Annotated in this window: 5 protein-coding genes and 1 pseudogene; all 6 read left to right on the top strand. The window is 68.7% G+C overall.

Features of this window, described 5'->3' with window-relative positions; genetic code table 11:
- Positions 1 to 181 (top strand): annotated as a pseudogene (locus tag AC1D01_RS26425) (cytochrome-c oxidase, cbb3-type subunit II); the annotation flags it as partial.
- 12 nt (positions 182 to 193) lie between these two features.
- On the top strand, positions 194 to 355 hold the full coding sequence (locus tag AC1D01_RS26420) for a cbb3-type cytochrome oxidase subunit 3 (RefSeq protein ID WP_477871659.1): 162 nt from the start codon (positions 194 to 196) through the stop codon (positions 353 to 355).
- The gene (gene ccoP / locus AC1D01_RS26415; protein WP_477871657.1) at positions 352 to 1263 is read left to right on the top strand and encodes a cytochrome-c oxidase, cbb3-type subunit III; all 912 of its coding nucleotides are present in this window, start codon (positions 352 to 354) and stop codon (positions 1261 to 1263) included. Before AC1D01_RS26420 ends, ccoP begins: the two co-directional genes overlap by 4 nt.
- 4 nt (positions 1264 to 1267) lie before the next feature.
- Positions 1268 to 2722, top strand: coding sequence for a cytochrome c oxidase accessory protein CcoG (gene ccoG, locus AC1D01_RS26410; RefSeq protein ID WP_477871655.1), 1455 nt, complete (start codon positions 1268 to 1270; stop codon positions 2720 to 2722).
- A gap of 29 nt (positions 2723 to 2751) precedes the next feature.
- Positions 2752 to 2988 (top strand): hypothetical protein, encoded by a 237-nt coding sequence (locus AC1D01_RS26405; RefSeq protein WP_477871653.1) that lies wholly within the window; start codon positions 2752 to 2754, stop codon positions 2986 to 2988.
- 25 nt (positions 2989 to 3013) lie between these two features.
- The gene (locus AC1D01_RS26400; protein ID WP_477871651.1) at positions 3014 to 3256 is read left to right on the top strand and encodes a hypothetical protein; all 243 of its coding nucleotides are present in this window, start codon (positions 3014 to 3016) and stop codon (positions 3254 to 3256) included.
- Positions 3257 to 3303: the final 47 nt, after the last annotated feature.

Genomic DNA, 3303 nt, shown 5'->3' with positions numbered 1-3303 from the left:
GTGGCTCACCCAGGCCGCGCTGGACCCGACCGACATGGCCCCGAAGCTGACTGCGCTGCGCCGCGTCGGCGTGCCCTACACCGATGCCGAGATCGCCGCCGCCGGCGAGGCCGTGAAGGGCAAGACCGAGATCGATGCGCTGATCGCCTACCTGCAGGTGCTGGGCACCTCGGTGAAGTAAGGAGCAAGACCCATGGATGTCAACGACCTCAGAAGTGGCGTGACGGTGCTGTCGATGCTGGTGTTCCTGGGCATTGCCGCCTGGGCCTGGTCGCGGCGCAACCAGTCGCGATTCGACGAAGCGGCACGGTTGCCTTTCGAACAGGATGGCAGCGATGAAGGAGGTGCGCGATGAGCGACTTCTTCAGCCAGGGCTGGTCGATCTACATCGGCGCGGTGACGCTGCTCGGCCTGCTGGCGTGCCTGGTGCTGCTGTTCATCGCGAGCCGCCGCGAGGTGATGGCCGCCGACAACAGCACCGGCCACGTGTGGGACGAGGACCTGCGCGAGCTGAACAACCCGCTGCCGCTGTGGTGGATGGTGATGTTCGTGCTGACGGTGGTGTTCTCGCTGGCCTACCTGTTCCTGTACCCCGGCTTCGGCAGCGCCGCCGGCAGCCTGGGCTGGACCAGCCGCGGCCAGTACGAGGCGGAGCAGCGGGCCGCGCAGGCCGAGATGGCGCCGCTCTATGCGCGCTTTGCCGCGCTGCCGGCCGACCAGCTCGCGGCCGAGCCGCAGGCGATGGCGATCGGCGAGCGGCTGTTCATCAACAACTGCGCGACCTGCCACGGCTCGGATGCGCGCGGCAGCAAGGGCTTTCCGAACCTGACCGACACCGACTGGCTGCACGGCGGCACGCCGGAGAAGATCGAGGAGACGATCACCGAGGGGCGCCAGGGGATGATGCCGCCGATGGCAGCGGCGATCGGCGGCGCGCAGGAGATCCACGAGGTCGCGCAGTACGTGCTGAGCCTGTCGGGCAGCGCGCACGATTCGACCGCGCAGTTCGGCAAGCCGCGCTTCATGGCCTGCGCCGCCTGCCACGGCATCGACGGCAAGGGCAACCCCGCGCTCGGCGCACCCAACCTCACCGACAAGGTCTGGCTGCACGGCTGGGGCGAGGAAGCCATCACCGCGATGATCAACAAGGGCAAGCTGAACGTGATGCCGGCGCAGAAGGACCGGCTCGGCAAGGCGCAGATCCACGTGCTGGCCGCGTACGTGTGGAGCCTGTCGAACCGGGGCCCTGCGCTTGCGCAGTGACGCGATGGCCGACCCCGAGGTGCGCCACGAGTCACGCAACGGCAAGCGGGTGATCCCGATCACGCCGGTGGCCACCGTCTCGCTGTATGCGAGTGAAGCGAAGATCTACCCGCGCGCGGTGCACGGCCTGTTCGCGGCCTGGCGCTGGGCGCTGGTGTGGGCGACGCAGCTGGTGTTCTACGGGCTGCCGTGGCTCGCGTGGAACGGCCGGCAGGCGCTGCTGTTCGACCTGGAGGCGCGGCGCTTCTACATCTTCGGGCTGGTGCTGTACCCGCAGGATTTCATCTACCTGACCGGGCTGCTGGTGCTGAGCGCGTATGCGCTGTTCCTGTTCACCGCGGTGGCCGGGCGRCTGTGGTGCGGCTATGCGTGCCCGCAGACGGTCTACACCGAGATCTTCCTGTGGGTCGAGCGCCACCTGGAGGGCGACCGCATCGCGCGCATGAAGCTCGATGCGGCACCGTGGTCGGCGAACAAGCTGCTGCGCAAGGGCGGCAAGCAGGCGGCGTGGATCGCGATCGGGCTGTGGACCGGCTTCACCTTCGTCGGCTATTTCACGCCGATCCGCGTGCTGGCCGGCGAGGCGTTGCAGTGGGGCTTCGGCCCGTGGGAMTGGTTCTGGGTGTTGTTCTACGGTTTCGCGACCTACGGCAACGCCGGGTACATGCGCGAGCAGGTGTGCAAGTACATGTGCCCGTACGCGCGCTTCCAGAGCGCGATGTTCGACCGTGACACGCTGGTGATCGGCTACGACGAGAAGCGTGGCGAGCCGCGCGGCTCGCGGCCGCGCAGTGCCGATGCGAAGGCGCGCGGCTTGGGCGACTGCATCGACTGCACGCTGTGCGTGCAGGTCTGCCCGACCGGCATCGACATCCGCAAGGGGCTGCAGTACGAGTGCATCGGCTGCGCCGCATGCATCGACGTGTGCGATGGCGTGATGGACAAGATGAACTACCCGCGCGGGCTGATCCGCTATGCGACGCAGAACGGCATGGACCGGGGCTGGACGCAGGCGCAGATGCTGCGGCGGGCGCTGCGCCCGCGGGTGCTGGCCTATGGCGCGGTGATGGTCGCGATCTCGGTCGGCTTCGTCGCGAGCATCGCGCTGCGCCAGCCGTTCAGGGTCGACGTGGTGCGCGACCGCGGCACGCTGGCGCGCCAGGTGGAAGACGGCCGTGTCGAGAACGTCTACCGGCTGCAGGTGATGAACGCGACCGAGGCGGTGCAGCGCTACCGCGTGCACGTGACGGGCATCGAGCAGGCGACGATCGCGAGCACCCGGGAGGTCGAGGTCGGCCCGACCGAGGCCCGCTGGTTCGCGGTGCGGGTGCAGTTGCCGCCCGAGCGCGCGGCCGCGCTCGGCCCGGGCGCCCACCCGCTGGCCTTCGAGATCGAGCGGCTGGGCGACGAAGGCAAGGCCGAGGTGCACGAGAAATCGACCTTCATGGTGCCTCGCTGAACATGGCATTCGATGACAAGGAGACAGACATGAACCCGAGCGGAACCCTCGCGCTGCCGTGGTGGCGCTACAAGATGGTGTGGCTGGTGATCAGCGGCCCGGCCACCGTGGTGGTGGCCGGCGTGGCGACGATGGTGCTGGCGCTGACGCACATCGATCCGGTGCTGGACGAGCCGTCGAGCGCCGCGGCGCGCGTGGCAGCGGCCAAGACCGCGGCGGCGCCGGCGCAGCAGGCGCGCAACCATGCCGCAACGCCGGCACCCTGAGCCTCATCCAACCGCAGGAGCCGCCATGACCCGGACCACCCGTTTCATCACGATCCTGTGGCCTGGCTTCCTGATGGCGGGCGTGCTGGAGATGCTGGTCTTCGTGGTCGTCGACCCGAACGAATTCCAGTGGTTCGGCGGGCCGTTGATCGGCTGGTCGCCGCGGGCGATCTACAGCGTGACCTTCCTGATCTTCTGGGGTGTGATCGCGACCTCTTCGGCGTTGACGGCGCTGCTGTGGTCGACGATTGGAGAGGACGCTTCTTGAGGGGCAAAGGCGCGGGTGAGGGGCTGGGCTGGGGGCTCATGCCGAGG

The organism is Rhizobacter sp. P3_B12 (assembly GCF_056402895.1).
The sequence above is the reverse complement of the archived record's forward strand: the minus strand, read 5'-3'. Positions and strand labels throughout refer to the sequence as shown.

Coding starts and splice junctions, on each gene's coding strand:
- ccoP (WP_477871657.1), top strand. CDS start 352: ATGAGCGACTTCTTCAGCCAGGGCTGGTCGATCTACATCGGCGCGGTG.
- AC1D01_RS26405 (WP_477871653.1), top strand. CDS start 2,752: ATGAACCCGAGCGGAACCCTCGCGCTGCCGTGGTGGCGCTACAAGATG.
- AC1D01_RS26400 (WP_477871651.1), top strand. CDS start 3,014: ATGACCCGGACCACCCGTTTCATCACGATCCTGTGGCCTGGCTTCCTG.
- AC1D01_RS26420 (WP_477871659.1), top strand. CDS start 194: ATGGATGTCAACGACCTCAGAAGTGGCGTGACGGTGCTGTCGATGCTG.